This is a genomic window from Streptomyces sp. NPDC003032 (genome assembly GCF_053591415.1).
On record NZ_JBSFTT010000037.1, the window covers coordinates 21,238 to 46,802 of the forward strand.

The window sequence follows — 25,565 nt, forward strand, 5'->3', positions numbered from 1 at the left end:
GCGATGAGCACGGCAGCAGCCGCACCTGTCCGCCAGCTCGACCCCCACTCCGTGGGCGAGCTCCGCACCGCAGCTGAGAAGATTCTCGACGAATTCGAAACATCCGCGACATCTCCCCAACTGCTCGCGCGGGTCGAGCAGTCGGCGGCACGGTTCGGCGACACCCTGCGCCACCACTGCCGCCCCGTCGACACCGACGACGGCCTCTTCGTCCTGCGCGGCCTGGACGTCGACGACGCGGGCGTCGGCCCGACCCCGCCGGGCTGGGCCCACGCCGGAGACAGCGGGGCCGTCCACGACATCGCGCTGCTGCTGCTCGCGAGCGTGATGGGCAACCCCATCGCCTGGCAGGGCCAGCAGGACGGCAGGTTCGTGCACAACATCGTGCCCTCACCGGGCCACGAGTCCGAACAGACCGGCGCCAGCAGCGACGTCCTGCTCAGCCCGCACACCGAGGACGCCTTCCACCCCGGCCGCGCGCATCTGCTGATGCTGGGCTGCATACGCAACCACGACCGCGTCGCGACCACCGCGGCCAGCGTCCGCAAGGTGCGACTCGCCGCCGAGGACGTGGAGTTGCTCTCCCGTCCCGCCCTGCCGATCCTGCCCGACGACGCCTACGCCGAGGCCCAGGGCTACGCGGACGCCGCTCCCCCGCCGGTCCCCACGCTCTTCGCGGCCGAGGACGGGCTGACGCTGCGCTTCGACCCGGCGTACACGCCCGTGGAGCGGGCGGACGAGGCGTACCGGGCCGCGTACCGGCGCCTGGAGGACGAACTCGCCCGGGTCTCCGTCGCGGTGAGCCTGGACCCCGGCGAGGTGCTCGTCGTCGACAACGACCTGGTCGTACACGGCCGGGTGCCCTTCCAGGCCCGCTACGACGGGACCGACCGCTGGCTCAAGCGGGCCTCCGTGCGGGTGCCCGGGCGGCGCGGACGCCCCTTGGCCGAGGCCGACGAGCACGGTTACGGTCAGGCGGCGCTCGAAGCGCACGCGCACGCGCCCGCCGGCTGAACGCCCCTCGCCCGCGCCGCACGGACCGGAAGGAACGGACACCATGACCGGCAACACCTCCCCCAGTACCTCACCCAGCACCTCCCCCGGTACCCCGCCCAACCCCGCCGAGGGCCGAATACCCGGCGACGACCAGCATCTGCGAGTCCTGTCGACCAGCGACCTCGCCGGCATCGACATCTCCCTCTCCGACGTGGTCTCCACCGTCGAGGGCGCCTACCGCACGCTGCACGCCGGCGAGTCGGACAACCCCCGCAAGCTGACCGTCAAGCCCAAGGACGGACACTCCGTCTCGTACGCGATGCTCGGCCGTGACGGCTCCCGCGACGTCGTCGCCATCAAGACCTCGTACAAGCACGGCCTGGACAAGGGGCGCGAGGAGCAGCACTACTACACCTCGCTCACGCTCTACGACGACGTGACCGGGCTGCCGGTCGCGATGATGGACTGCTCCCGCATCGGCTCGCTGCGCACCCCGGCGGTCTCCGCGCTGCTCGCCCGCGAACTGGCCGCGCCCGGCGCCCGCACCGCCCTGGTCATAGGGACCGGCACGCAGGGACGTCTGGCCCTGCCGTTCCTGCTGACCGCGCTGCCCGGCCTGGAACGGCTGCTGCTCTCCGGCACGCACCCCGACGGCATCCAGGCGGTACGCGACGAACTGCGCCGGCACTTCCCCGGCCGCGAGGTGGAACTGGCCGAGGACCTGCGGGCCGCCGCCGAGCAGTCCGACGTCATCATCGCCACCGCGGGCGGGCACACCCCCGCGGCGATCGAGGCCGCCTGGCTGAAGCCGGGTGCCCTGTCGATCCTGGTCGGCCACGGCCTCGCGCCCTCCACTCTGCACCGGGCGGACCGCGTCATCGCCACCAGCGAGGCACAAATGAACGTCACCGGCACGGACATGGCGGACGCCGAGGGCAAGCTGCCCGCGGTGAACGCGGAGTTCCCCCCGGTACTCGCGGGCGCGACCCCCGGACGCACCGGCGCGGAGGAACGGATCTTCGCGTACAACAGCGGCCTTGTCGTCACCGACATAGCCCTCGGCCACCGCTTCGCCCAGCTCGCGCTGGAGCAGGGGCTGGGGGTCGAGGTGGCGTTGTGGCGTTGAGGGGGGTGAGCGAGGAGGTCTTCTCGCCCCGGCTTCCCGCGCTGCCGGACCCCGCGACCGACGCGGTGCTCGGCTGCGGGCTCGTCGAGGAGCTTTCCTACGCCTTCGGTGGTCCCTTTCACTTCCTGTTGCCGGACGCCTTTGATGCCAACCTGCGGGCGATGCGGGGGGCGTTGGAGGACGCAGATGTGGACGGGTTCGTCTACTACGCGAAGAAGGCCAACAAGGCCGCCGTATGGGTCGAGCGGTGCGCGGCACAGGGCGCGGGCGTCGACGTCGCCTCCCTCGGTGAGCTGCGCGAGGCGCTCGGCCATGGCGTGCCCGGCGAGCACCTGATGGTCACCGGTCCCGCCAAGGGACCCGACCTGCTGAGGCTCGCGGTGCGTCAGGGCGCGCTGATCGCCGTGGACGCGCTGGACGAACTCGACGCGCTCCTCTCCCTCGTGGGCGGCGACGGCGCCCACGGTGTGACGCGTCCCGCACGGGTGCTGCTGCGCCGCCTGCCCCCGGGCCAGCCGCACAGCCGCTTCGGCCTGACCGAGGCGGAGCTGGCGACCGCCATGGACCGCTGCGCGCGGGCGGGCGAGGCCGTCCTGCGCATGGAGGGGTTCAGCTTCCATCTCTCCGGATACGACATCGGGGCGCGCGCGGAGCTGGCCGCATCGCTCGCCGAACTGTGCCCGAAGGCACGCGCCCTGGGGCTGCGGGCCGACCGCGTCAGCGTGGGCGGCGGACTGCCGATCAGTTACGTCGGCGCCGACCACTGGCAGTCCTTCCTCGCCGCGCGGCACGACGGGCACTTCCATGCGCGCAAGTCCTTCAAGGACGGCGACTTCTACCCGTACCACTCGCCGGTCGCCGGCGCGGACGCGCTGCGCGCCCTTCTGGCCCACCGGACTGATGGGCGCGCTCTGGCCGACGTACTGAGGGACTTGGGCGTCCGGCTGCTGCTCGAACCCGGGCGGGCACTGCTCGACCGCGCCGGCGCGACCGTGTTCCGCGTGCAGGGCGTCAAGGAGCGCGCGGGCTATCGGCTGCTGACCGTGGACGGGAGCAGCCTGAGCCTGTCCGAGCAGTGGTTCGCCAGCGAGTATCTGCCCGATCCGGTACTGGTGCCGGGCGGGGACGGCGGAGCCGAGAAGCCGGGCACCGCCCAAGAAGCACCGAGTACCGCCGCCCAAGAACCGCCGGACGCCGCCGAAGAAGCACCGGGCGCCGCCCAAGAGACGTACCCCTCCAGCGTCGGCGCCGCGACCTGCCTGGAGTCGGACATGCTCACCTGGCGGAAGATCCCCTTCCAGCGGCGGCCGCGCGTCGGTGACCTATTGGTCTACCCCAACACGGCCGGCTACCAGATGGACTCCAACGAATCCCCCTTCCACGACCTGCCGCTGCCTCCCAAGGTCGTCGTCGACCGCACGGAACTGCCGCGCCCGCGCTGGCGGTTGGACCGCCACTTCACCTGACGCCCCTCCCCACCCCGTACAGGAGCACATCGATGCCCGGAGCCCTGCAGCGCCCCGCCGTGGTCTCCCACGTGTCCGACCTCATCGGCCGCACCCCTCTTCTGCAGCTCGCCACCACCGAGACCGGCAGCAGGCTGCTGCTGAAGCTGGAGATGTTCAACCCCACCGGCACCGCGAAGATCCGCATGGCCCGGCAGATGGTCACCGACGCCGAGGAGCGCGGCGAGCTGCGCCCGGGCGGGCGGATCATCGAGTCCACGTCCGGCAACACCGGCCTCGGCCTCGCCGTCGTGGCCGCCGAGCGCGGCTACACCTTCACCGCCGTCGTGGACCACCACGCCTGCGCGGACAAACTGCGCGCGATGAAGGCCCTCGGTACGGAACTCGTGTACGTCGACGAAGGCAACGACGGCAGCGAGGAGCTGGCCACCGCCGCCCGCGAGGAGCTGGCCGAGGAGATGGCGCGCGGCAAGGACAACACGATCTTCACCGAGCAGCACAACAACCCGAGCAACGGCGTCGGCTACTTCCCCGTCGCCCACGAACTCCACGAAGCCCTGGACGGACACCTCGACGTGCTCATCGGCGCGGTCGGCACGGGCGGCGCCCTGTGCGGCACGACGCGTGAACTTCGTAAGCTCATACCGGAGTTCGCGACCGTCGGGGTCGAGCCCAAGGGGTCGATCGCGTTCGGTGGGCCGGCCCACGACTACTACCAGTCGGGTACGGGCACCCCCGAGGGCGCCGAGATCGGGGCGCTCGTCGACTTCGACCTGATCGACGAGGGCGTCAAGGTCGGGGACATCGAGGCGTTCGCGACGTGCCGCGCCGTGGCCCGCACGGGGCTGCTCATCGGTGGCTCGGCGGGCGGTGTGGTGTACGAGGCGCTCACCCGCCTGGCCGCGCTCCCCCCGGGCAGCACTATGGTCGCCCTCGTCAACGACGGCGGCGAGAAGTACCTGGACACCGTCTTCGACGACGCCTGGATGCACGCCCGCAACCTCCTCGATCCCGACGCGGAACGCGAGATCGACGAGCTCCTCACCAAGCTCCGCAGGAACTGATGACCTCGATGCCTCCGAAGCCCGACTCCCCCACCACGCCCGGCCCTCCCGGCACCCCCGGCCCTCCCGGCGCCTCGCAACCGGACGCGCCGCCCTCCGCGCTCGCCACGCTCCTCGGCGACAGCCGCGCGCTGGCCACGCTCGCCGTTCCGCTCATCCTCACCCAGCTCGCGCAGGTCGCGCTGACGACCACCGACACGGTGATGATGGGCCTGCTCGGCACCCAGGAGCTGGCCGCGGGCGGTCTCGCCATCGTCATCTTCAACCAGCTCCGCACGATGGGCGTCGGCCTGGTCACCTCGGTCGGCAACCAGATCGCCGCGGCGGCGGCCCGCGCCGAAAAAGCCGGGGCGGGGGGCGGGGAGGGAGAAGACCGCGACGAGGTGCGCGGCATCGTCCGCGCGAGCATGGCCGTCGCCACGCTCGCCGGAATCGCCGGCGCCGTCCTCATGATCCTCATCGGCCAGTGCCTGATCTGGCTCGGCCAGGACGCCGCCGTCGTCGACCGCACGCAGACGATGCTGCTCGCGCTGGCGCCCGGACTGCTGCCGTGCCTGTGGTTCCAGGCGATCCGCCAGTTCACCGTCGGCATGCGCCGCCCCCAGGCCCTGCTCCGCATCACGATCGCCTCGATCGCCGTCAACGCCGCCCTGAACTGGGCGCTCATCCACGGCACCTGGGGCCTCCCGAAGCTCGGCCTGACCGGCATCGGCGTGGCCACGTCCACGGTCTACCTGCTCTCCTTCCTCGCCCTGTACGCCGCCGCGAAGCGGGACGCCACCCTCGCCCCGCTGCTCACGCTGAACGTCACCAAGGCCGATCCCGCCGCGGTGAGGCGGCTCATCGGGCTCGGAGTGCCGATCGCGGCGACGTACGGCTCGGAGGCGGGCTTCTTCTCCGTGACCGCGCTGATGGCCGGGGCGTTCGGGCCCGCGGCGCTCGCCGCGCACACGGCCGTCAACCAGCTCGTCTACATCGTCTTCCAGGTCGCCGTCGGCCTCTCGCACGCCGCTTCCATCAACGTCAGCAGGGAGCTGGCGCTCGGCCGCATCGACGACGCGCGGCGCATCAAGAACACCGCGCTGGCATGCGCCGCCGCCGTCATGGCGGTAGTGGGCGTCGCCTACCTGACCGTGCCCCGCCTGGTCCTCGCCCCGTTCATGGACTCCGGCTCGGACCGCGCCCTGACGATCGCCACGCACCTTCTGATCGTCACCGCGTTCCTCCAGTTCTTCGACTGCGCGCAGAACATCGGCGTCGGCCTGCTGCGCGGCCTCGACGACACCAAGAGCGGCTTCCGCATCACGGTCATCGGCTACTGGGCCGTCGGCCTGCCCGCGGCCTGGCTCCTCTCCCACCCCCTGGGCCTGGAGACGGTCGGCATCTGGCTGGGCCTCCTCACCGGCCTCGCCACGACAGCGGTCCTGCTGCTGCGCCGCTACGGGACGTCGCTCGCGGCGAGAGAGCCGGCTGCGGCCGCCACCTGACGCCCGACCGAAGGGGCCCCGGCCCACGACTGGGCCGGGGCCCCTTCGCACCCTGGGCTCGCCCTCGCCGAGTTCAACGAGCACCAGGAACAGAAGGGGCGGCGGAAGTCCGGCACGCCACACCCGCCCGCTGGACCAGTTCCGCGAGAACCATCAGCGGGACGTAAGCCACGCTGCGAGCCCGCTTCCAGTCGCCGTGGCGAGGGCTGCCACAAGCCATCCAGGCACGCGCTGAATGATCAAGTGCAGTCCGCCGCAGCGCAGTTCGAACGCGGGACGACTCGCGGTCTCTGGGGTCATGCCCCAAGTGAAGCACTCCCACCGGGGGGTGCGTCACGAGCCGCTTGTGTACAAAACGAATTCTGTCAATTTGACACTCTGGACAAGTCGATGCCACGAATTCACTGCTGCGCCCACCATGCCACCCCGACTCCGCCCGCTGTAGTGATCAGCGAGACCAGCCACACAGGCACGCGCTGAAGGGTCAAGTGCGCCCTCCGCACCGCAGTTCCAAGACCGGCGGTGGCGTGGTGTCCGCTCTACGGCTCATGTCGGTGTCCTCACGTCGGGCTCTGCTCGGCTTGGGCCTCCATGACCTCTGACTCCTGTCGCGCGCCGTTGCGTGACGCCGCTGGAGAAGGAGAGTCGACGCGGTACGTGGGGGCGGTGTGCGGCTGGTATCGCGCTGGTCACGTCGACGCCGCTGCGCCCAGGCGTCAGGGGGACGTAGATATACATGGCCGGCGAATAGCCGCGGGTGGATCACCACGCAGATACCCAGGACGCGCCCCCTGCCCCGCAGACCCCGCCCCCCCAGCCGAGGCTCCGCCGGGAACCTGACCACAGCGGTGGACTCGTCTGGGAAGTCGTCATCGTTCAGCGGGTGGCCGACGACGTTGCTGCGAAGCCGGGCGAGTTCGTACGCGATCGAGCAGTCGACGGCGGTGTTGGGGAGGACCGAGCACATGGTCGGGGCCTTTGGTCCACGGCAGTCGGCGGTGCGTCGGCGGTGCACTGACAGACCACCGGGATCACCCTCGCCCCCTCGTCCCGGCCCAGCGCTTTTACGGGCGGCTGCCGCTGGACTCCCTCGCCTCGATACGCGCCGACGACCGCCCGTGCACGGCGGGCGGCGTCTGCGGCTCGCGGATGAGGCGGTCCACGAGGGCGGCCACTTCGCCGGGCGCGGGGAGTTCGATACGTACGCTCGTCAGACGCGGCCGCAGCAGCTTGCCGATGAGGAGATTGTCGGCGCCGACCACGGCGGTCTCTCGGGGTACGTCGACACCGGCGTCCTGCAGCGCGCGCATCAGCAGCATGGCGTACTCGTCGTTGTAGGCGAACACCCCGTCGAGACTCAACGCATGCCATCTCGCGGCCAGTTCGGCCGCCGACTCCTCGGTGTACGCGAGCGGCAGGGTCTCGATCCGCGCCCCCGGGAAAGCGGCGGCAGCGGCCCGCGCGCCCTCCAGGCGGGGCGCGGCGAACATCTCCAGGCCGCGTTCGGCGGGGACGACGACACCGACCCTGCGCCGCCCGCCCGCCAGCAGATGCGTGGTGGCCACGGCGCCGACCTCCCGCTCGTCCATGGCGATGCCGTGGGCGCCGGGCGCGGGCGGCGGGCCGTACGAGACGACGACCGAGGTGCCGGACCGCTTCAGGATCTCGACCGAAGCGGCATTGAGGGGGCTGCCCTGGGTGGCAAGGACCGCGGCGGGCCGCAGCTCGGCCCAGGCGCGGGCCGCCTCCAAGGGGTCCCGGCCCGCGCTCGCGCCGTGCAGCACGCCGGTGTACCCGTACTCCTGGAGCGCCGACTGGAAGCCCGCGACGAAGCCCGCGAAGAGCGGGCCGAACGCGGGCACGGTGTCGGCGGGCACGGCGATCAGGACGAGCCCGCTGGAACCGGAACGCAGAGAGCGGGCCGCCGCATGCGGGACGTAGCCGAGCTCCTCAGCGGCCTCGCGGACCCTTCTCTGCGTGGCCTCGCTGACACGGCCCGCCGCCAGGCCGTTGAGCACGTAGCTGACGGTGGCACGCGAAACACCGGCGTGCCGGGCGACGGACGCGCTGGTGGGCGGGGGCGTGACGGACGCGTCGCGCCCAGCGCGTGAGCTGCCGTTCATGCTGCCCCGCATCCTTTCACCCTTTCACCCTTTCACCCTTTCACAGCGGCTTTCTCGGTCGAGGGTCTGGCGGTATCGGTTCGTCCACTGCTAAACATTCGTTACACGTGTCAGGTTACACGTGTCATGACTCATTTTCGGTCACCGAGACCGACCGTCCGAGGAGGAGGAGGGCACCGTGGTCCTTTCCGCTCGTCAGGACCAGATTCCCCCGCAGGGTCAGCCCGACCAACCCGACCGCCGCGCGCCCCGTGGCCTGATGCCGCTCCTCATGCTCGGCAACACCGCGATGTACACGCTCTACATCGGCGTCGGCGGCGTCCTGCTCCCCCTGCAGATCGAGCAGATCGACGAGGCCCACAAGGTCGCGCTGCTCGGCCTGGTCAGCGGCGTCAGCGCGGTCTTCGCCACTCTCTTCAACCCGGTCGCCGGTGCCCTCTCGGACCGCTCGGGGCGCCGCAACCCGTGGATACTCGGCGGCGGCCTCGCCGCGGTCGGCGCGATGGCGCTGCTCGGCGCGGTCGACACGGTGCTGCTGGTGACCATCGCGTGGTGCGTCGGCCAGGCCGTCATGAACGTATTCCAGGCCGCGCTCACCTCGGTCGTCCCGGACCGGGTGCCGCTCTCCGCGCGCGGCAGGGCGTCGGCGGCCGTCGGCCTCGGCATGCCGATCGGCGCGACGATCGGCGCGCTGCTCGGTTCGGCCTTCGCCGACCGCGTCGGCACCGGCTATCTGGTGCTCGGCGCCTTCGTGGCGCTCTCGGCCGTACTCTTCACTTCGTTGGCCCGGGAGAAGCCGCTGCCCGGGGCCCGTTCGGCTGGGGCCGCGACCGAACGGGTCCCGCTCAAAGGCCAGTTCGCCGCGTTCCTCGGCGCCCTGCGCCATCACGACTTCCGCTGGGCCTTCATCGGGCGGGCGCTGCTCGTGCTCGGCTACTTCTGCGTCTTCGGCTACCAGCTGTACATCCTCCAGGACCACATCGACCTGCCGGCCGGCATCGAGCCCGAGGGCGCCGTCGCGATCCTCACGCCCGTCAACGCGCTCGCCATGGCCCTCTCCACGGTCGTCGGCGGCGTACTCTCCGACCGCCTCGACCGCCGCAAGGCGTTCGTCGCGCTCTCCGCGGTGATCTCCGCGGTCGCGCTGCTCATCCCGGCCGTCTCGCCGACCTGGACCGCGATGATCGTCTTCGCCGCGCTCAACGGCCTCGGCTTCGGCTGCTTCATGGCGGTCGACAACGCGCTCGTCTCGATGATCCTGCCGAGCGCCGAGGACGCGGCGCGCGATCTGGGCGTCCTCAACATGGCGCAGGCGGGCCCGCAGATCCTGGCGCCGTTCGCCGCGTCCGTGATCGTCTCGCTCTGCGGCGGCGGTCAAGGCGGCGGCTACACCGCGCTGTTCATCGCCGGGGCCGCGCTCTCCCTGCTGGGGGCGCTCGCCGTGCGGCCGATCCGAGGGGTGCGCTGACAGAGCCCCGTACCGGATCGTCCAAGATCGATCGATGTGTGCCGACCGGCTCACGCGAGAGAAAGGCACCACCATGAAGCTGCACACCCACGAATGGGGAACCGGCGACCGCGTCGCCCTCCTGATCCACGGCATCATGTCGGACCACCGCACCTGGCGGCGCGTGGGGCCCGCGCTGGCCGACAAGGGCTACCGCGTGATCGGCGTGGACCTGCGCGGGCACGGGGCGAGCGGGCGCGGCGCGTACGGCGCGGAGGTCTTCGCGGACGACCTCGTCGAGACGCTGCCGACGGGCGCGGAGCTGGCGATAGGGCACTCGCTCGGCGGAATGGCGCTGGCCCTCGCCGCCGAACGCCTCGCGCCCGCGCGGGCGGTCTTCTCCGATCCGGCGTGGGCGCTCGGTGGGGGCGAGGCGGTGGACCCCGCGGTGTTCGTCGAGTTCCAGGGGGCCACGCGCGCGGCGATCGCGAACTTCAACCCGCGCTGGGAGGAGGTCGACGTCGACATCGAACTCGCCACGCTGGCCGCCTGGGACCCGGACACCGCGCTCTCCCTCTCCGGCCCGTACGCCGTCGACCGCATCCCGGCCGGGCCCGTCGTGCCCTCGCTCGTACAGGTCGCGGACCCCAGCCCCCTCGTCGACGAGCCACTGAAGGCCGAGCTGACGCGGCGCGGCTTCGAGGTACGTACGGTCAAGGGTGCGGGGCACACCATTCATCGTGACGATTTCGAGGCGTTCATGGCTTCGTTGGAAGGGTGGGTGTGAGCAGAGCCGCTCGGAGCTGATGTGCGGTCACCGGGCCGGGGCGGGTGCGCGAGGGCGCCCGCCCCGAGGGACTCAGAGCAGCCGGGAGTAGACCGCGACCGGCAGTGGTGTGAATCCGGGCCCTGTGCGAAAACGTGCTCGCACAGCGTGGTGCCCACGTGGCGGCGGCGGTGCTCGGCCGAGACAGCGAGGATCGTGACGCTGCCCTTCCTGCGGGACGTTCGGGTGCGTGAAGCTCGGCGACCTGCTTGCGGTAGTCGTCGCGCCAGCCGCCGTGCTGGGTGGCGAAGACCGCTTCGCTCAACAAGGGGCGCAAGGAGGGGCGGCGACCGAGGAGAAGCGCCGTATTTCGCGGGCTTCGAAGCCGACTTCGCTGACGCCGCCGCCATGGACGCGGCGCGGACGTCGCCGCACGGCGAGCGGCTGGCCGCCGATGTCGCCAACTACGCCACGGGCGGTGCGGTCATCATCCACTATCCGGTGCAGGTCGGCACCGGCTGAGGGTAGGCCGGGACGCTCCGGGACGCGTTCGGTCGGCCGTTGCGGCCAGGTCCGGCTATCGGCGGAACGCCGTTCGCGGCTGCCGGTCCGTTGAGCGTCAAAGGGGGGCCCATGTCCTGGCCGGATGTCACGGTGGTTGATGCGTGCGTGCGGCGCGACGGCCGGGGCGGCAGCCCCGCGGCCGTCACCGATGACGACCCGGCGGCGACGGACGCGGACCGGCGTGCGGTCGCTGCTGCGGCCGGCACCTCGCACGCGGCGTTCCTCGGCCCGGGGCGGACGCCGGACGGTGGCTGGCCGGTCCGGGAGGCGTCGAAGGCGTCACGGGAGGCGAGGGGGCACGTCGTCGGCCCGGCAGCGGGCGGAGTCATCGAGTATCTCCAGTCCAGCCGGTGCTGCGGGCCGGGGGCCGGACGGCCGAGCGTTTCCGGCTGCTCGGCGACGCGCTGCGGGACGTGGAGCGTGCCTCCCGCCGGTCCACGCTGTCCGCGCTGCCCGGCGCGGTGGGGCGGGCTGACCCTCGCGGTACAGACGATGTTCACCGTGCTGCTGGTCCTCGGTGCCCAACTCGCGCTCGACGGGGACGTTGCCGGTGTGGCGGAAACCCTGACGCTCCTGGTGCCGGCCGCCCGCTGCGCGGATCCGCTGCTGTCGCCGGCGGACATCGGCGGCAGGCTCCGCGGGAAAAGCGGCGTAGCGGCCGCCACGGCGTAGTAGCTCGTCGTGGGTGCCCTCCTCCACGACCCGGTGCTAACCCCGGCACAGCCAGGGAACGATGGGGGCGTCCCAGCGCAGACAGGCAGCAGCAGGCAGGCCCGGCCCAAACGGATAGCGGCGGGACGGCCCCGGTGTAAACGGCCAGCGACACAGCCGCCCCAGCCCAGACGGCCAGCGACACAGCCGCCCCGGCCCAGACGGGCAGCGGCGAGTCAGCCCCGGCGCAGACGAGAAGCGGCAGGACGGCCCCGCACAGACGGGAAGCGACAGGTCAGCCTCGGCCCAGACGGGCAGCGGCGAGTCAGCCTCAGCACAGACGGGCAGCGACGGGACGGCCCCGCACAGACGGGAAGCGGCGAGTCAGCCTCGGCGCAGACGGGAAGCGGCAGGACGGCCCCCGCGTAGACGGGGAGCGGCGGGATGGCTCCGGCCCAGATGGGTGGCTGCGGGGCGGCCGTGCGAGCCGATAGCCTATTTATCGCATTCGCACACATATCGTCACCGTGTGATCACTTTCGTACGGAGACGCGCCGCGCTCTGCGCTCTGGGCGCTCTGACCACCGTCCTCGCCGGCTGCTCGTCCGGTGACACCACGGCGCCCCCGGGCCACCCGGGGCGCCCCGCCCAGGCGGCGGCGAACGCCTCCGCCTCGGCGTCCGCCCCGCCCACGCTCGCGCCCGGCCCCTCCGGCCTGACCCCCGTGTTCACCAACGGGTCCCGTACGGACGGCCGTACCGTCGCGCTCACCTTTGACGCGGACATGACCGCAAATCAGGGGGCGCGCGCGGCGGCCGGTGAGCGGTTCGACCATCCCGCGCTGGTCGCGACGTTGCGCCGGCTGAAGGTGCCCGCGACCTTCTTCATGACGGGGCGCTGGGCGGAGGAGTATCCGGACCAGGCCAGGGCCATCGGCGGGAACCCTCTCTTCGAGGTCGCCAACCACTCGTACAGCCACCACGCGTTCGCCCCTGGCTGTTACGGCCTGCCGACCATCCCCCAGGAGCGGATGCGGGCGGACATGGAGCGCGCCTTCGACGCCTTCCGCAAGGCGGGTGTCGAGCGACCCGCGCCGTACTTCCGCTTCCCCGGAGGCTGTTACGACCAGCAGGCCCTGCGCGCGCTCGCGCCCGGCGGCGTCACCGCCGTGCAGTGGGACGTGGTCAGCGGCGACGCCTTCGCCACGGACGCCGAGGCGGTGGCCCGGCAGGTTCTCGACGGGGTGCGGCCGGGGTCGGTCGTCGTCATGCACTGCACGCGCAGCGCCGCCCCGACGACGGAGCGCGCTCTTCGGACGATCGTGCCGAAGCTGCGGGAGCGGGGCTTCCGGTTCGTGCGGGTGTCGGAGCAGATCGGCTCCGTGCGGGCGGCGGCGCGGGGCTAGGCTGGGCGGTATGGCGGACGACGGCGACTACTGCGGGGTTACGGGTACGGGGGCGGGGCCGGGGGCCGCCTCAGCGCCGGCCCCCGGTGAAGCCGGCCCGGCGGAGGGCCCCTTCGCGGAGTGTGTGCTGTGCCAGGCACCCACCGAGTACGCGGAGTCCCACAGGGGCGCCACGCTCTGCCCGGTCTGTGAGTGGCAGGAGGCTCAGCGGGGGATGTGCGGGGGCTGAGAGTACGGCTCTGTCTGCCGGCCCGCGTCCGGATCTGCGCCGGGCAAACGGACGGGTGGCCCGGTGTGGACGGTGGGCGGCAGGTCGGTACGGATGAGGCGTCGCGTCAGTCTCGTCGTGCGCTGAGTGCGCACGCCGTCCAGGTTGCCGTCGTCGCTGCCGCCAGCGCCACCGCCAGGGACCCGAGTGGGTACGGTACGACTCCCTCCCGCGAACCCGTGGTCAGCGCCGTCAGGGCCGACTGGGCTGGGGAGCCCGTGGTGACCAGGAGGAGCAGGGCGGCGAGCAGCATCGTGGGTACCGCCCTTCCCGCGGAGCGCAGCAGCGGCCAGTTGGTGAGTGCGCCGACCGCCGTGCCGAGCAACGCGCTGACCAGCATCGCGATCAGTCCGGCGGCGCCCGCGGGGACGCGGGGCACGGGTAGTCGTCCGTTCGTGCTCTCGCCCTCGCTGATGACCGTGATGACGAGCACGGCCAGCGCACCGAGCGCGGACGCGGCGAGGAACGCGGCCAGCAGCGCCGCGAGATGCGCCCGCCCCGGCCCGGCCGCCGCGGCGGAGCAACTGCGCGCCGCGGGCGGCTCGTTGTTCGTGCATATACGCACCAGCCAGGCAGCAACGGGCAACAGCGCGGCGGCCGCGTAGGCGAGCGAGTCCAGGATGGGCTGCCCGCTCTGTACGCCGACGGCGAGGAAAACGGCGTACAGGATCACCGGAGCGAGCCACCGCTGCGAGCGCGCCAACAGGGCGACGTGGTAGTGGAGCAACGCGCTCATCGTCCGGCCGCCTGCCCGTCGTCTTCAGACGTCGCGGCCGCTTCCGGTCTCGTCTGGACGCCGCGCTCCACCGTCACCACATGCCAGGGTGGCCGCGCCGTCAGCAGTTCCCGGAGGATGAAGTCCGAGTGCCTTTCGGGGACCGTTAGCCGCATGGCCCGCTCGGCGGTCCCCTCGGCGGTCGCGGCGTCGGCCGCGGCGTCGGTCGCGACTACCACCGCGGCGACCGCGCCCGGAAGCTCCACACCCCGCGGACCCCCCGGACCCCCCGGACCCCGCGTCACGATGACGACCATCGACTCGCCCTCAGCCTCCGAAGGCCCGCCAACCGTACGCCGTTTGACTTCCGTATCGATCACCTCGTACGTCTCGTCCACCGCCCCCGCCAAGCGGCGCGGGTCGTGGTCCACAAAGACGACCGCGCCGCCCGCCGCCGTGCGCTCGGCGACCGCGTGGTCGAGTTCGGTGCGGGCGGCGGCGTCCAGGCCGGTCCACGCCTCGTCGAGGACGAGCAGGTCGGGTGCGGCCAGCAACGCCTGTGCGACGGCGACCTTCTGGCTGCTGCCCTTGGACAGCTCCGAGAGGGGCGTGCGCGCGTACCCGCCGGCGCCGAAGCGCTCCAGCCACCGCTCGGCGCTCCGCCCCGCCGCGCCCCGCGCGAGGCCGTGGACGCGGGCCATGTGCGTGAGATAGCCGATCGCCGTGAACGGCATGGCCGCGGGGAAGCGTTCAGGGACGAACGCCGTGCGCGGGCGTCCAGTCACCCGCCCCTCGGAGGGCACGTCGATACCGGCGAGCAGCCTCAACAGGGTCGACTTGCCGCTGCCGTTGGCGCCCTCCAGTCGTATCAGTGCGCCCGCTCTCATGCCGATGTCCACGCCGCGCAGCACCCAGGGGCCGCGGACGCCGTACCGTCGGCCCACCCCGCCCAGCCTCACCACGAGATCACGTTCCATGCGGGCCATCCTCGCGCACGGCAGCGCACGGCAGCGCGGGAGCGCGGGAGCGCGCACGGCCGCGCACGATCCTCACCTGGCAGACTGATCCCGTGAGCAGCGACGAGACGACCGAGCCCGACCCCGACCCCGACCCCGACCCGCAGAACGGCGCGAGCACCTCGCGCGACGAGGCCCCGCAGTTCGTACTGCCCCTCGTCGCCCGTATAGAACGCGCCGCTCCCCCGGCCCGCACGGATGCCCTGGAGACCGCGGCCCGCGCCGTCCTCGTGATGCTGAGCGACGAGCGTTCCCTCGGCGACGGAGAGTGGGCGCGGGCCATGCGGGACTGGCAGGACGCCCGCATCCGCAAGGTGGTCCGCCGGGCGCGCGGCGCCGAGTGGCGCAGGGCCGAGGCGCTGCCCGGCATCACGGTCACCGGCAAGTCGGCGGAGGTCCGCGTCTTCCCGCCCGTTCCGCTGGACGGCTGGCCCAAGGACCTGGCACGGCTCCAGGTCTCGGGCACCGACCTGGACGACCCCGAGCCCCCGGCCGACGCCGACCGGACGCACCCCGTCCTGTGGATGAACCCCGACGTCGACATGTCGGCGGGCAAGGCGATGGCCCAGGCGGGCCACGGTGCCCAACTCGCCTGGCGGGAGCTGGGGGACGAGGACCGCGCGGCCTGGCGCGACGCCGGTTTCCCGCTCTCCGTCCGCACCCCGGACGCCGCCGCCTGGCGCGCGCTCACCGCAAAGGGCCTCCCGGTGGTCCGCGACGCGGGCTTCACCGAGATCCGGCCGGGCACGGCCACGGTCGTCGCCGACCACCCGGCCCTGCACGGCCGGTGACGGCCGCCCGCCGACGTCCGCGCTCACCCCGATTCGCCTTACGACAGCCTTACGACAGCAGAGGAGGGACACCCCGGTGCTCACCGCCCCCAGGACTCCGCGGGAACGCCGGATCCGGCACGTCGTCTGGGACTGGAACGGCACGCTCCTGGACGACAACCACGTCATGCTCGCCTCCGTCAACGACGTCTGCGCCCACTTCGGCAGACCCCCCGTCGACATGCGGGCGTGGCGGGCGGCCCTCCGCAGGCCCCTGTGGCTCTGCTACGGCACGATCCTCGGCCGGGACGTGAGCGGAGCCGAGGAGTGGGCGGAGGTGGTACGCCTCTACCGTGCGGCCTACCACCGCCGCGTGGACGACTGCCGCCTCGCCGCCGACACCGAGAAGACCCTCGCCCGGGTCCGGGACGCGGGGCTGACCCAGTCGGTCCTCTCGATGTCGCTGCACGAAGACGTCACCGCGCAGGCACGGCGGTTCGGCGTGCACCGCTACGCGGACCGGATCGACGGCGTGCTTCCGGAGGCGGCCGGTGGCAACAAGGCCGGTCATCTCGCCGCGCACATCGGCCGGTTGGGGCTGAAGCCGTACGAGTGTCTGCTCGTCGGCGACGTCGACGACGACGCGGCCGCGGCGGACCAGGTGGGGACGGGCTGCGTGCTCGTCACCACCGGCATGACCTCGCCCGACGAGCTACGGGCGACGGGACGCCCCGTGGTCGGCAGCCTCTCCGAGGCGTTCGACGCGGGTGTCCCGAGGCGGGGAGAGCCCGAAGCGGCACAAGGGGCGTGACTCTCCCGGCCGACATTGCCCGTCGGCTGCGCATATGCGCTGTCGGCTTCCGGCGGGTCCATTTCGACGGATCGCCGTATTGGTCGCCGTGAAAACAGCTGGCCGGAGGTGTCAAGTCCCCGGTTCATGACGGACTGCCGCACGTTCCGGACCTCGCGGAGAGAGATTCGACATCCCGGCGCAGCGGATGTGGCAGCATCGCCAGGACTGGCGTCATCCGCTGTTCAGTTGGCGACGGAAACGATCCGTGGTGAAGTCGAGTGGAGGTCTCCCGCATGGTCCCGCAGAGGCGCACGAGCGCGCAGGCCCGGTTGTGACCGGCGGCGGCTCGCGGCTCGACGGGCGGGTCGAGCGGGGGAACCAGACCCGGCGCCTCGTACTGCGCCGCACCGTCGACATCGCCTCCGTCGAAGGGTTGGAGGCGCTCTCCCTGGGCCGTATCGCCACCGAGCTGAAGCTGAGCAAGAGCGGGGTCTTCGCGCTCTTCGGGTCCAAGGAAGAGCTCCAGCTGGCGACCGTCAGGGCCGCGGGGCGCATCTTCCTCGACGCGGTGGTGGAGCCGGCCCGGCAGGTCCCGCCCGGCATCGCGCGCGTGGAGCGGCTCTGCGCGGGCTGGCTGGAGTACTCGGAGCGCCGGGTCTTTCCCGGTGGCTGCTTCTTCTACGGGGCGATCGCCGAGTTCGACGCCCGCGAGGGCGCCGTGCACGACGCGCTGGTGCGCGCGAACCGTGACTGGACCGCGCAGGTGGAGGGCTGCCTCGCCGAGGCCGTCGACGGCGGCGGGCTGCGACCGGGCACGGACGTCCGTCAGCTCGCCTTCGAGTTCATCTCCGTCATGGAGACGGCCAACGCCCACGCGGTCCTGCACGGCGAGCCGGACGCGTACCGCAGGGCGGGTGTCGCCATCACGGACCGGCTGCGCGCCGCGGCGACGGATCCGACGTTGGTTTCTCAACTGCGCTGATCCCGAGCGCCTTTGTCGCCCGCTCGGAAGTTGGGGTTCGATGGGGAGAATTGACAGCACGACCGTTCGTTTAGTTTTAGGCTCGCCCCATGCCTTCACCGATCCTGCGTACGAGATGGAAGAACGGCCCGCCCGCTCCGCGCCCCACGGGCCCCGTCCTGGTCAGCCTCACCGAGTTCACCGCACTCCGCCACAGCCAGGCAGGCCCCATCGCCCTGGCGGGCCTGCGCCTGCGCCGCGGCTGGCCGCGCACGCCCGGGGCCGTCGGCATGTGGCTGTGGGCCGATCCGGTGCGCAAACGTTCGGGGTCCGTCTCCTTCTGGGAGGACGAAGCCGCGCTGCGGGCGTTCGTCGGGCGCCCCGACCATCTGCGCGTCGTGCGCGCCCACCAGGGGCGCGGCTCCATGCGCGCCACCTCCTGGCAGGCCGACCGGTTCGACACGGACAGCGCTTGGGCGTCCGCCCTCGCCCTGCTCGCGGACCCGGCCCCTTTCGAGGAAGCGGGCGCGTCATGACCGACCTCGCCGACGCCGCCGTCCGCGACCTCGTCGCCCTCGACCGCATCGCCGTACAGGAATCGCTCCGCGTCCTGGCCGCCGCCCGGGCCGTGGACGACTGGGAGCGGCCCACCCCGTGCGAGGGCTGGACGCTGCGCCGCCTCGTGACGCACATGACCGCCCAGCACCACGGCTTCGCGGCGGCGGCGCGCGGTGCGGGGGACGACCGGACGTACTGGATCGAGCACGACCTCGGCAGCGATCCGTTGACGCGTTACGAGGAGTCGGTACGGCATGTCCTCGCCGCCTTCGCCGAGGACGAAGGGCGCGCGCTGGAACGGGAGTTCGTGCTCCCCGAGCTGGACCGTCGTTTCCCCGGGCGCGTCGCGGTCGGCTTCCACCTCCTCGACTACGCGGTGCACGCGTGGGACGTCGCGAGCGCGCTCGGCGTCACCGTCGCGCTGCCCGGCGATGTCGTCGACGCCGCGCTCGCCGTCGCGCGCCGCGTGCCGGCGGATACCGGGCGGCGCTGCCCCGGCGCGGCGTTCGCGCCGCCCGTTCCGGTACCGCCGGGCGCCTCGCGCATGGACGAGACGCTGGCCCTCCTGGGCCGCGTACCCACCAAAGACGCATACGGCAACACATACGACAACGCGTACAGCAACGCGTACGACATCTCGCGCAGTTGAACGCCCCGCCCGTATCTTCCGTACTTCCCGGCATCACCGGCGGCACCGGAGCACCACGGGAGGCACCTTGCGGCGCGTCAACGGCACGGCTCTGATCATCGCGGCACTCGTCGCCACGCTGGGGGCGATCGCGTTCCCCGTGTGGTCGTACGCCGACCGCTCCGGCACCGGGCCCGCCAATCTCGCCGCCGGGTCCGTGGCCACGCAGTGGGGGCCGCTCTCGGCGGCCGACCGGGATCTGCTGGTCAAGGTGCGGCTCGCCGGGCTCTGGGAGATACCCGCCGGGCAGCAGGCCGTCGAGCGCGCGCCGACCGAGGCCATCAAGGAGGCGGGCGACCACCTCATCGTCGGCCACACCGATCTCGACCAGCGGGTCCGTATCGCCGCCGGGCGGCTCGGCGTGGAGCTGCCCAATCAGCCGAACGAGCAGCAGCAGGGCTGGCTCAGGGAGCTGACGGAGGCGAGCGGCGAGACGTACCAGCGGAAGTTCGCGAATCTGCTGCGCGTCTCGCACGGCAAGGTCTTCAGCGTGATCGCCCAGGTGCGCGACACCACGCGCAACTCCCTGATCCGGCAGTTGGCCACGGACTCCAACCAGACCGTCCTCGACCACATCACGATGCTGGAGGCCACCGGGCTCGTCGACTTCGACGGCATCGCCAACGGCGCCGCGTCGACCGCGACCGCGAGCCCCGCCGGGCCTCCGCCGCCGTCCGGCGCCACGCCCGCCGAGCCCGTGCCCGCCGGGCCGAGCGGCGAGGTGTCCACCACGTCCCGCCCCTCGCCGCCACCGCCCGGCCGGATCAACACCGGGCGGCCGGAACCTCAAATGTAGCTCTGAACGTCTCACCCTCGGGGTTCGTCGGACCCGCCCGGGTGAAAGACCTGGGGGCGGGGATCGGGGGGACCGGTCGGGGGACCGGGAGACCGGCGGACGAGAGGGGGAGCGAGCGATATGCAGCGTCTGGGGACCGGTATCGGCTGGCGGCCGGAGATCGCGGACGCCGTGGAGGCGATGCCCGGCATCGACTGGGTCGAGGCCGTCGCGGAGAACGTCTGTCCGGGGCATCTGCCCGACTCCCTGCTGCGGCTGCGCGAGCGCGGCGTGACCGTCGTGCCGCACGGGGTCTCCCTGGGACTCGGCGGCGCGGACCGTCCCGACGAGGGGCGTCTTACCGCGCTCGCCGAGCGGGCGCGGGCGCTGGGCTCGCCGCTGGTCACCGAGCACATCGCGTTCGTGCGGGCCGGCGGCGACCTCACCGCCACGCGGCCCCTCGAAGCGGGGCACCTGCTGCCGGTGCCGCGCACTCGGGACGCGCTCGCCGTGCTCTGCGAGAACGTCCGTATCGCGCAGGACGCGCTGCCCGTTCCGCTCGCCGTGGAGAACATCGCGGCGCTGATCTCCTGGCCGGGCGAGGAGATGACGGAGGGGCAGTTCCTGTACGAGCTGGTCGAGCGGACGGGCGTACGGCTGCTCATCGACGTCGCCAACCTCCACACGAACCACGTGAACCGCGGCGAGGACCCGGCGAAGGCCCTGGACGAACTGCCGGTCGAGGCCATCGCGTACGTCCATGTCGCGGGCGGCTTCGAGCGGGACGGCGTCTGGCACGACAGCCACGCGCACCCGGTGCCGGCCCCGGTCCTCGCGATCCTGTCCGACCTCGCCTCCCGGGTGACCCCACCGGGCGTCCTCCTGGAACGGGACGAGAACTTCCCCGAACCGGCCGAGCTGGAGCGCGAACTGAACGCGATACGGGCCACGGTGGACTCCTCGGGCGCCCTCCCCGCCCCGCCCGGTACAAGCGCGCCGATCGGCCTCCCCGCCGGGCCGGTCGACGCCCCGCCCGCCTCCGACGCCGCCCGGCAGCGCACCGCGCTCGCGCAGGCGGCCCTGCTGTCCGCGCTGGTCGCGGGGACTCCGGTGCCGGAAGGGTTCGACCACGCGCGGTTGAAGGTGCAGGGGCACGCGCTGGCCGCCAAGCGGGCCGATGTCGTCGCGAAGGTGGCGCCCGAGTTGCCGGGCATCCTCGGTGCGGCGTACCGCGGCGCCTTCCTCGCCTACGCGCGGTCCCGGCCCATGACGGGCGGCTACCGTCACGACGCGCTGGGCTTCGCCGAGCATCTGCTGCTCGCCGGGCAGCCTGAGGACGCCGAGGCGCGGCGGCGGTTGAGCGACTGGTGGCTGGAGCGTTCGGGGCCCGCGCCGCGCTCCCGGCGGTCCGCCGCCAGGCTGCTGCACGCCACCCGCCGCGTCCTGCTGAGGCGGTGACGCCATGAGCATCGCCGGCATGATCTACACGGTCCTCGTCTCGCTCGCCGCCGTGGAGCTGATCCGGGGCGTGGCGGCGGCCCGCCGCACCGGGTCCCCGTACCGGACCAGGCCCCCGCTGGACGCCGAGCACGGCGTGTTCGTGCGGGGCACACTGGAGGCCGCGTTCCTCTCCGGCGGCCCCGCCCGCGCCGCCGACTCGCTGATCGCGGGGCTGCACGAGGACGGCCGCCTGGTCGTCGCCGGGCCCGGCGTCGTCGGCATCACACGGCCGACGGCCAGGAACGCCGCGGAGCAGGCGGTCATCGATGCCCACACCGCCGCGCCCAGCGGCGCGCTGCACTGGCTGCGGATGGCCGTGATGCGCAGCGGGCCGGTGCAGGAGACGGGCGAGGCGCTCGCCGGCCGCGGTCTCCTGGTGCGGCCCGGAAGGCAGCGGAAGTGGCGGCGCTGGGCGGCGGTGCAGCTCTTTGCGGCCTTCGTCGGGTTCCCGGCGGCCTCCATGCTGACGATCGCCCAGTACGCGAACCCGGTGGATCCGGGGGAACTCGACCGGGTCACGGACGGCATCCTTCAACTGCTGCCCGCCGCCGCCTTCGGCATGGTGAGCAGCGTCATCTGCCTCTCCGTCACCTCGAAACAGCTCACCGTCGCCGGGCGGTACGCCCTGCGCGAGTACGCCGCCTCGGCACGTCACCTCACGGGCGCCGCCCACCTGGTGGCGACCCGCGGCCTCGCGGCGGCCCACCCCGACCTGCGCGCCCAGCTGGTCGCCGCCGCCCGGATCCGATCGGTCCGGCCGGTGGCTTCCAGGGACCCCTACCCGGCTCCGTACCAGTACCAGTACCCGATCCTGCCGAACGCGGGCTCCGGAGCCGCGGTCTGGTGCGCGGCGAGCGCCGGAGGCGGCTCGGCGTGTTCGAGCGGCGGAGGCGGCTCGGCCTGCTCCAGCGGAGGAGGCTCCTCCTGCTCAAGCAGCGGAGGCGGCGGGTCGAGTTGCAGCAGCTCGTTGTCCTCATCCTGAGGGTGCCCGACACGGTCGGCGACTCGGCGCGGACGTACGGCGACTGACGTACACCCCGCCGTAACGCACCACTCCCCACCCGGGGCGCACTAACGTGCGGTGCCGCAACAGGAGGCACCATGCGATTCCCGACCGTCAACGGAACCGGCCTCGTCGTCGCGGGCCTCGTCGCGACCCTGGCCGCGCTGCTCTTCCCCCTCTGGTCCTACGAGGACCGCTCAGGGACCGGCCTCGACAGACTCGACGCGGAGACGGTGTCGACCGACTTCGGGCCGCTGTCCGCCCTGGACCGGGACTTCATCGCCAAGGTCCGCCTGGCGGGCCTGTGGGAGCTGCCCGCCGGGCAGCAGGCCGAGGAGCGCGGGACCACGAAGGCGGTGCGGACCGCGGGCGAGCACCTCGTGGAGGGCCATACGTTCCTGGACGCGCGCGTACGTGAGGTCGCGACCCGGCTGAGCCTCGAACTGCCCAGCCAGCCGAGCGAGCAACAGCGGAAGTGGCTCGCCGAGTTGAGCGGCTCGCGCGGTGAGACGTACAACCAGAAGTTCGCGAACATCCTGCGCCTCGCGCACGGCAAGGTCTTCTCCGTGGTGGCGGAGGTCCGCGCGAACACCCGCAACTCGCTGGTGCGGGCGCTGGCCGACGACGCGAACACGACCGTCCTGGACCACATCACGGTCCTGGAGGAGACGGGCCTCGTCGACTTCGACGGCATCGCCCGGGACGCGGCGACCGCGGGCCCGCCGCCCCTCACCCGCTCCCCCGCGCCGCCGGGCCCGGCCGCGTCACCGGACCCGGCCGCACCGGTCACCCCGTCACCGACGTTCTCGCTGCCGCCCGCCGCGTCCCGCCCGAAGCCGCAGCCATAGCCATAGCCGTCCGCATAGTGAATAAGCCGTGGCGCGCGGCAGCGCGTTCGCATAGAACACCGCCATGCTCTGGGTCCCTCTGTTCCTCCTCGCCTGGGCCGTGACCGGCCTCGCCTGCGGGCGGCTCTGCCTGGCCGCGAGCCGCGCCGCCGTCCAGGAGACGGCCGCGCCGCGCGGGCACGAGCTCACCCTCTACGAGGCCGCGTTCCTCTCCGGCGGCCCCGACCGCGTCGCCGACGTGACGCTCGTGGCGATGGCGCGGGCGCGGCGGCTGCTGATCGCGCACACCGGCTGGGCGACCGTGGTCGACCCGGTGGGCCGCGACGAGATGGAGCGTTCGGTGCTCGGCGCGATCGGCCCGGCGGGCCAGTCGCGGATAGCCCCGATACGCCGGGGCGCGGCCACCGCCGACGCCGTGCGGGCGCTCGCGGACCGGCTCACCGCCGCGGGCCTCGCCGTCCCGGAGGGCGTCGGTTCGGGCGTCGCGGCCGCCGTGCGGCAGGTGCGGGCCGCGACGGTGGTGGTGCTCGCGCTCGGCGCCGCGGCGGTCCTGATGCCGGGGCAGGAGGGCGGGACGGCGGGGCAGGTGCCGGTGGCGGTCTGGTTCGGGCTGCCGCTGCTCATGTGCGTGGGCTGTCTGGTGATCGCCCGCGTCGAGGTCCATCCGTACACGCGGTGGGCGTCCCCCGCCGGTCAGCGGCTTCTGGGCGGGCTGTCCGCGCGCGGCGACCACCTCACCGCCGTGGCCGTGCGCGGGGTCCGCGCGGTCGCCGACCCGGGTCTGCGGGAGGCCTTCTCCCACCGGGGCGGACGGCGGGAGGCCGCGCAAGGGGGGCATTGAGCCGACACCGGCGGTCGGTGCTTTACTTCGCCGAATATCACACGAATCATCCCTTTTGTTCAAAGATCGCCTGGAACGTATGTCCGGACAAAAGAGGTGGAGAAGCGCGATGAGAGCAGCAGCCGCCCGCTATGGAACCGCCGGATCCCTGGTCCTGACCGCCCTCGTCGCCGCCCCCGCGGGAAGCGCGGGCGCCGCCCCGCCCTCCCCCGAGACGCACGGCACCGCCGTCGCCGCGCAGCGCGCCGAGGCCGCCGGGATCCGCTGGGGCACCTGCGCCAAGGCCGAGAGCCTGCCCCCTTCCGTCCGATGCGGCACGGTCTCCGTGCCCCTGGACTACGCCCGTCCCGACGGGAAGCAGATCAGACTGACCGTCAGCCGCGCCAAGGCCAAGCGGAAGTTCGCGGGCAGGGCCGTCGCGCGGCAGGGAGCGCTCGTCTTCAACCCCGGCGGGCCCGGCGCCTCCGGGATGTACTTCCCGCTGGCGGGCGTCATGCCGAGATGGAAGCACCTGGCCGCCGCGTACGACTTCGTCGGCTACGCCCCGCGCGGTGTCGGCCGCTCCGCGCCGCTGTCCTGCGAGGACCCGAAGAAGTTCGGCAAGGCGCCCACGCAGGCGCCGACCCACCCCGACGAGGCGTACAAGCGGGAGCGCGTCGAGCAGGCGAAGGCGTACGCGCACGGGTGCGCCGCCCGCAACCCCGGCCTGCGGCACTACACGACGCTGAACAACGCCCGCGACCTGGACGTGCTGCGGGCCGCGCTCGGCGAGCGGAAGCTGACGTTCCTGGGCGCCTCGTACGGCACCTACTTCGGGGCCGTGTACGCGACGCTCTTCCCGACGCACGTGCGCCGCATGGTCTTCGACTCGGCGGTCAACCCGGACCCGGCGCAGATCTGGTACCGCAACAACCTCGACCAGTCGCTGGCCTTCGAACGGCGCTGGGCGGACTTCCGCGCCTGGGTGGCCAAGCACGACAGGACGTACGGCCTGGGCGCGACGCCCGAGAAGGTCCTGGAGAACTACGAGAAGGTCCGCGCCGAGCTGGCCCGCAAGCCCGCGGGCGGCAAGGTCGGCCCGGGCCAGCTCCAGGCCGCGTACCTCAAGACCGGGTACTACGACGACTTCTGGCCGAGGCGCGCCAAGGCGCTCTCCGCGTATGTGAAGGGCGACCCGAAGCCGCTGATCGAGCAGGCCGCGCCCGAGCCGCGCGCGGCGGCCGAGGAGGAGAACGGCAACGCCGTCTACACGGCCGTCGAGTGCAACGACGCCTCCTGGCCGACGGACTTCGCCATCTGGGACCGCGACAACTCACGGCTCGCGCGCGTGGCGCCCTTCGAGACGTGGGACAACGCCTGGATGAACCTGCCGTGCGCCTACTGGCCCGCGCCCCGGCAGCGGCCGGTAGACGTGCGCGCGGCCGGGGGTGGGCTGGCCCCGACGCTGATCCTGGCCGCCGAGCGCGACGCGGCGACCCCGTACGAGGGGGCGCTGGAGCTGCACCGCAGGCTGGAGGGTTCGGTCCTGGTCACCGAGCGGGGCGCGGGCACGCACGGCGTCGGCGGCGGCCCGAACCGGTGTATCAACGGTCACCTGGAGGCGTACCTCTTGGAGGGCCGGCTCCCGGTGCGGCACGCGGCGTGCGCGCCGCGCCAGGAGCCGCGGCCGCAGTCCGGCGAGCGGGCGGCGGCACGTCCCAGGGCGCTCTGAGTCCCGGAGCCCCGGAGGGGGCC

General features: G+C 72.8%; 24 protein-coding genes. 21 read left to right on the forward strand and 3 right to left on the reverse strand.

The features are described 5' to 3' along the window. Nucleotides 1-3 precede the first annotated feature (3 nt). Genes ACWDZ7_RS35015 through ACWDZ7_RS35035 form a run of 5 tightly spaced genes read left to right on the forward strand, consistent with a single transcriptional unit; the run spans nt 4 to nt 6,139 of the window. Nucleotides 4-1,014, forward strand: a complete 1,011-nt coding sequence (locus ACWDZ7_RS35015) for a TauD/TfdA family dioxygenase (RefSeq protein WP_451802681.1) — start codon at nt 4-6, stop codon at nt 1,012-1,014. A gap of 43 nt (nt 1,015-1,057) precedes the next feature. After that, complete coding sequence (locus ACWDZ7_RS35020) at nt 1,058-2,122, forward strand: ornithine cyclodeaminase family protein (RefSeq protein WP_451802683.1); 1,065 nt, start codon at nt 1,058-1,060, stop codon at nt 2,120-2,122. 5 nt (nt 2,123-2,127) lie between these two features. After that, nucleotides 2,128-3,588 carry a Y4yA family PLP-dependent enzyme gene (locus ACWDZ7_RS35025; protein WP_451802684.1) on the forward strand — a complete coding sequence of 487 codons (1,461 nt, stop codon included), beginning with the start codon at nt 2,128-2,130 and terminating at the stop codon, nt 3,586-3,588. A 32-nt stretch (nt 3,589-3,620) separates the two neighbouring features. Continuing rightward, nucleotides 3,621-4,652 carry a cysteine synthase family protein gene (locus ACWDZ7_RS35030; protein WP_451802686.1) on the forward strand — a complete coding sequence of 344 codons (1,032 nt, stop codon included), beginning with the start codon at nt 3,621-3,623 and terminating at the stop codon, nt 4,650-4,652. After that, entirely contained in the window at nt 4,652-6,139 is a 1,488-nt protein-coding gene (locus ACWDZ7_RS35035; protein ID WP_451802687.1) for an MATE family efflux transporter, read from the forward strand. The genes ACWDZ7_RS35030 and ACWDZ7_RS35035 overlap by 1 nt, the downstream gene beginning before the upstream one ends. Before the next feature lie 1,064 nt (nt 6,140-7,203). Here the strand turns inward: ACWDZ7_RS35035 and ACWDZ7_RS35040 are convergent. Next, complete coding sequence (locus ACWDZ7_RS35040; RefSeq protein ID WP_451802689.1) at nt 7,204-8,262, reverse strand: LacI family DNA-binding transcriptional regulator; 1,059 nt, start codon at nt 8,260-8,262, stop codon at nt 7,204-7,206. Nucleotides 8,263-8,440: 178 nt separating this feature from the next. On the opposite strand from ACWDZ7_RS35040, the gene ACWDZ7_RS35045 reads away from it, so the two are divergent. The 5 genes from ACWDZ7_RS35045 to ACWDZ7_RS35065 all read left to right on the forward strand — a co-directional run bounded on the left by ACWDZ7_RS35045 (nt 8,441) and on the right by ACWDZ7_RS35065 (nt 13,324). Then, nucleotides 8,441-9,730: an MFS transporter gene (locus tag ACWDZ7_RS35045; RefSeq protein ID WP_451802691.1), complete on the forward strand. Its 1,290-nt coding sequence runs from the start codon at nt 8,441-8,443 to the stop codon at nt 9,728-9,730. Nucleotides 9,731-9,803: 73 nt separating this feature from the next. Continuing rightward, entirely contained in the window at nt 9,804-10,496 is a 693-nt protein-coding gene (locus ACWDZ7_RS35050; RefSeq protein ID WP_451802693.1) for an alpha/beta fold hydrolase, read from the forward strand. A gap of 612 nt (nt 10,497-11,108) precedes the next feature. Next, the gene (locus ACWDZ7_RS35055; RefSeq protein ID WP_451802694.1) at nt 11,109-11,711 is read left to right on the forward strand and encodes a hypothetical protein; all 603 of its coding nucleotides are present in this window, start codon (nt 11,109-11,111) and stop codon (nt 11,709-11,711) included. Nucleotides 11,712-12,219: 508 nt separating this feature from the next. Further along, the gene (locus ACWDZ7_RS35060; protein ID WP_451802696.1) at nt 12,220-13,095 is read left to right on the forward strand and encodes a polysaccharide deacetylase family protein; all 876 of its coding nucleotides are present in this window, start codon (nt 12,220-12,222) and stop codon (nt 13,093-13,095) included. 10 nt (nt 13,096-13,105) lie between these two features. Continuing rightward, nucleotides 13,106-13,324, forward strand: a complete 219-nt coding sequence (locus ACWDZ7_RS35065) for a hypothetical protein (RefSeq protein WP_451802697.1) — start codon at nt 13,106-13,108, stop codon at nt 13,322-13,324. Nucleotides 13,325-13,430: 106 nt separating this feature from the next. Here the strand turns inward: ACWDZ7_RS35065 and ACWDZ7_RS35070 are convergent, their stop codons facing one another. Together ACWDZ7_RS35070 and ACWDZ7_RS35075 are read right to left on the reverse strand one after the other, a co-directional pair. Next, nucleotides 13,431-14,099 carry an ABC transporter gene (locus ACWDZ7_RS35070; RefSeq protein WP_451802698.1) on the reverse strand — a complete coding sequence of 223 codons (669 nt, stop codon included), beginning with the start codon at nt 14,097-14,099 and terminating at the stop codon, nt 13,431-13,433. Continuing rightward, nucleotides 14,096-15,055 (reverse strand): ABC transporter ATP-binding protein, encoded by a 960-nt coding sequence (locus ACWDZ7_RS35075; RefSeq protein ID WP_451802700.1) that lies wholly within the window; start codon nt 15,053-15,055, stop codon nt 14,096-14,098. Before ACWDZ7_RS35075 ends, ACWDZ7_RS35070 begins: the two co-directional genes overlap by 4 nt. A 92-nt stretch (nt 15,056-15,147) precedes the next feature. Here ACWDZ7_RS35075 and ACWDZ7_RS35080 point away from each other — a divergent pair, with 92 nt between their 5' ends. The 11 genes from ACWDZ7_RS35080 to ACWDZ7_RS35130 all read left to right on the forward strand — a co-directional run bounded on the left by ACWDZ7_RS35080 (nt 15,148) and on the right by ACWDZ7_RS35130 (nt 25,542). Then, a complete protein-coding gene (locus ACWDZ7_RS35080) occupies nt 15,148-15,885 on the forward strand; it encodes a peptidyl-tRNA hydrolase (protein ID WP_451802702.1) in 738 nt (245 codons plus the stop codon). 76 nt (nt 15,886-15,961) lie between these two features. Beyond that, nucleotides 15,962-16,675 (forward strand): HAD family hydrolase, encoded by a 714-nt coding sequence (locus ACWDZ7_RS35085; RefSeq protein WP_451802704.1) that lies wholly within the window; start codon nt 15,962-15,964, stop codon nt 16,673-16,675. Nucleotides 16,676-16,988: 313 nt separating this feature from the next. Next, the gene (locus tag ACWDZ7_RS35090) at nt 16,989-17,639 is read left to right on the forward strand and encodes a TetR/AcrR family transcriptional regulator (RefSeq protein ID WP_451802742.1); all 651 of its coding nucleotides are present in this window, start codon (nt 16,989-16,991) and stop codon (nt 17,637-17,639) included. 89 nt (nt 17,640-17,728) lie between these two features. Beyond that, the gene (locus tag ACWDZ7_RS35095) at nt 17,729-18,154 is read left to right on the forward strand and encodes a hypothetical protein (protein WP_451802706.1); all 426 of its coding nucleotides are present in this window, start codon (nt 17,729-17,731) and stop codon (nt 18,152-18,154) included. Continuing rightward, nucleotides 18,151-18,825 carry a TIGR03086 family metal-binding protein gene (locus tag ACWDZ7_RS35100; protein WP_451802707.1) on the forward strand — a complete coding sequence of 225 codons (675 nt, stop codon included), beginning with the start codon at nt 18,151-18,153 and terminating at the stop codon, nt 18,823-18,825. The genes ACWDZ7_RS35095 and ACWDZ7_RS35100 overlap by 4 nt, the downstream gene beginning before the upstream one ends. A 67-nt stretch (nt 18,826-18,892) precedes the next feature. Continuing rightward, a complete protein-coding gene (locus tag ACWDZ7_RS35105) occupies nt 18,893-19,660 on the forward strand; it encodes a DUF4142 domain-containing protein (RefSeq protein WP_451802708.1) in 768 nt (255 codons plus the stop codon). A gap of 120 nt (nt 19,661-19,780) precedes the next feature. After that, a complete protein-coding gene (locus ACWDZ7_RS35110; protein WP_451802710.1) occupies nt 19,781-21,097 on the forward strand; it encodes a DUF692 domain-containing protein in 1,317 nt (438 codons plus the stop codon). 4 nt (nt 21,098-21,101) lie between these two features. Next, nucleotides 21,102-22,121 (forward strand): TIGR04222 domain-containing membrane protein, encoded by a 1,020-nt coding sequence (locus ACWDZ7_RS35115; RefSeq protein WP_451802711.1) that lies wholly within the window; start codon nt 21,102-21,104, stop codon nt 22,119-22,121. 119 nt (nt 22,122-22,240) lie between these two features. Then, the gene (locus ACWDZ7_RS35120) at nt 22,241-22,990 is read left to right on the forward strand and encodes a DUF4142 domain-containing protein (RefSeq protein ID WP_451802713.1); all 750 of its coding nucleotides are present in this window, start codon (nt 22,241-22,243) and stop codon (nt 22,988-22,990) included. 64 nt (nt 22,991-23,054) lie between these two features. Next, nucleotides 23,055-23,831 (forward strand): TIGR04222 domain-containing membrane protein, encoded by a 777-nt coding sequence (locus tag ACWDZ7_RS35125; RefSeq protein WP_451802715.1) that lies wholly within the window; start codon nt 23,055-23,057, stop codon nt 23,829-23,831. Between the two features lie 109 nt (nt 23,832-23,940). After that, nucleotides 23,941-25,542, forward strand: coding sequence for an alpha/beta hydrolase (locus tag ACWDZ7_RS35130; protein WP_451802717.1), 1,602 nt, complete (start codon nt 23,941-23,943; stop codon nt 25,540-25,542). The last annotated feature ends 23 nt before the right edge of the window (nt 25,543-25,565 follow it).

Bases quoted from the DNA above. Each gene is read 5' to 3' on its own strand.
- ACWDZ7_RS35015 (WP_451802681.1), top strand. From the start codon at position 4: ATGAGCACGGCAGCAGCCGCACCTGTCCGCCAGCTCGACCCCCACTCC.
- ACWDZ7_RS35020 (WP_451802683.1), top strand. From the start codon at position 1,058: ATGACCGGCAACACCTCCCCCAGTACCTCACCCAGCACCTCCCCCGGT.
- ACWDZ7_RS35030 (WP_451802686.1), top strand. From the start codon at position 3,621: ATGCCCGGAGCCCTGCAGCGCCCCGCCGTGGTCTCCCACGTGTCCGAC.
- ACWDZ7_RS35035 (WP_451802687.1), top strand. From the start codon at position 4,652: ATGACCTCGATGCCTCCGAAGCCCGACTCCCCCACCACGCCCGGCCCT.
- ACWDZ7_RS35040 (WP_451802689.1), bottom strand. From the start codon at position 8,262: ATGAACGGCAGCTCACGCGCTGGGCGCGACGCGTCCGTCACGCCCCCG.
- ACWDZ7_RS35050 (WP_451802693.1), top strand. From the start codon at position 9,804: ATGAAGCTGCACACCCACGAATGGGGAACCGGCGACCGCGTCGCCCTC.
- ACWDZ7_RS35055 (WP_451802694.1), top strand. From the start codon at position 11,109: ATGTCCTGGCCGGATGTCACGGTGGTTGATGCGTGCGTGCGGCGCGAC.
- ACWDZ7_RS35065 (WP_451802697.1), top strand. From the start codon at position 13,106: ATGGCGGACGACGGCGACTACTGCGGGGTTACGGGTACGGGGGCGGGG.
- ACWDZ7_RS35070 (WP_451802698.1), bottom strand. From the start codon at position 14,099: ATGAGCGCGTTGCTCCACTACCACGTCGCCCTGTTGGCGCGCTCGCAG.
- ACWDZ7_RS35075 (WP_451802700.1), bottom strand. From the start codon at position 15,055: ATGGAACGTGATCTCGTGGTGAGGCTGGGCGGGGTGGGCCGACGGTAC.
- ACWDZ7_RS35095 (WP_451802706.1), top strand. From the start codon at position 17,729: ATGCCTTCACCGATCCTGCGTACGAGATGGAAGAACGGCCCGCCCGCT.
- ACWDZ7_RS35100 (WP_451802707.1), top strand. From the start codon at position 18,151: ATGACCGACCTCGCCGACGCCGCCGTCCGCGACCTCGTCGCCCTCGAC.
- ACWDZ7_RS35110 (WP_451802710.1), top strand. From the start codon at position 19,781: ATGCAGCGTCTGGGGACCGGTATCGGCTGGCGGCCGGAGATCGCGGAC.
- ACWDZ7_RS35115 (WP_451802711.1), top strand. From the start codon at position 21,102: ATGAGCATCGCCGGCATGATCTACACGGTCCTCGTCTCGCTCGCCGCC.
- ACWDZ7_RS35120 (WP_451802713.1), top strand. From the start codon at position 22,241: ATGCGATTCCCGACCGTCAACGGAACCGGCCTCGTCGTCGCGGGCCTC.
- ACWDZ7_RS35125 (WP_451802715.1), top strand. From the start codon at position 23,055: ATGCTCTGGGTCCCTCTGTTCCTCCTCGCCTGGGCCGTGACCGGCCTC.
- ACWDZ7_RS35130 (WP_451802717.1), top strand. From the start codon at position 23,941: ATGAGAGCAGCAGCCGCCCGCTATGGAACCGCCGGATCCCTGGTCCTG.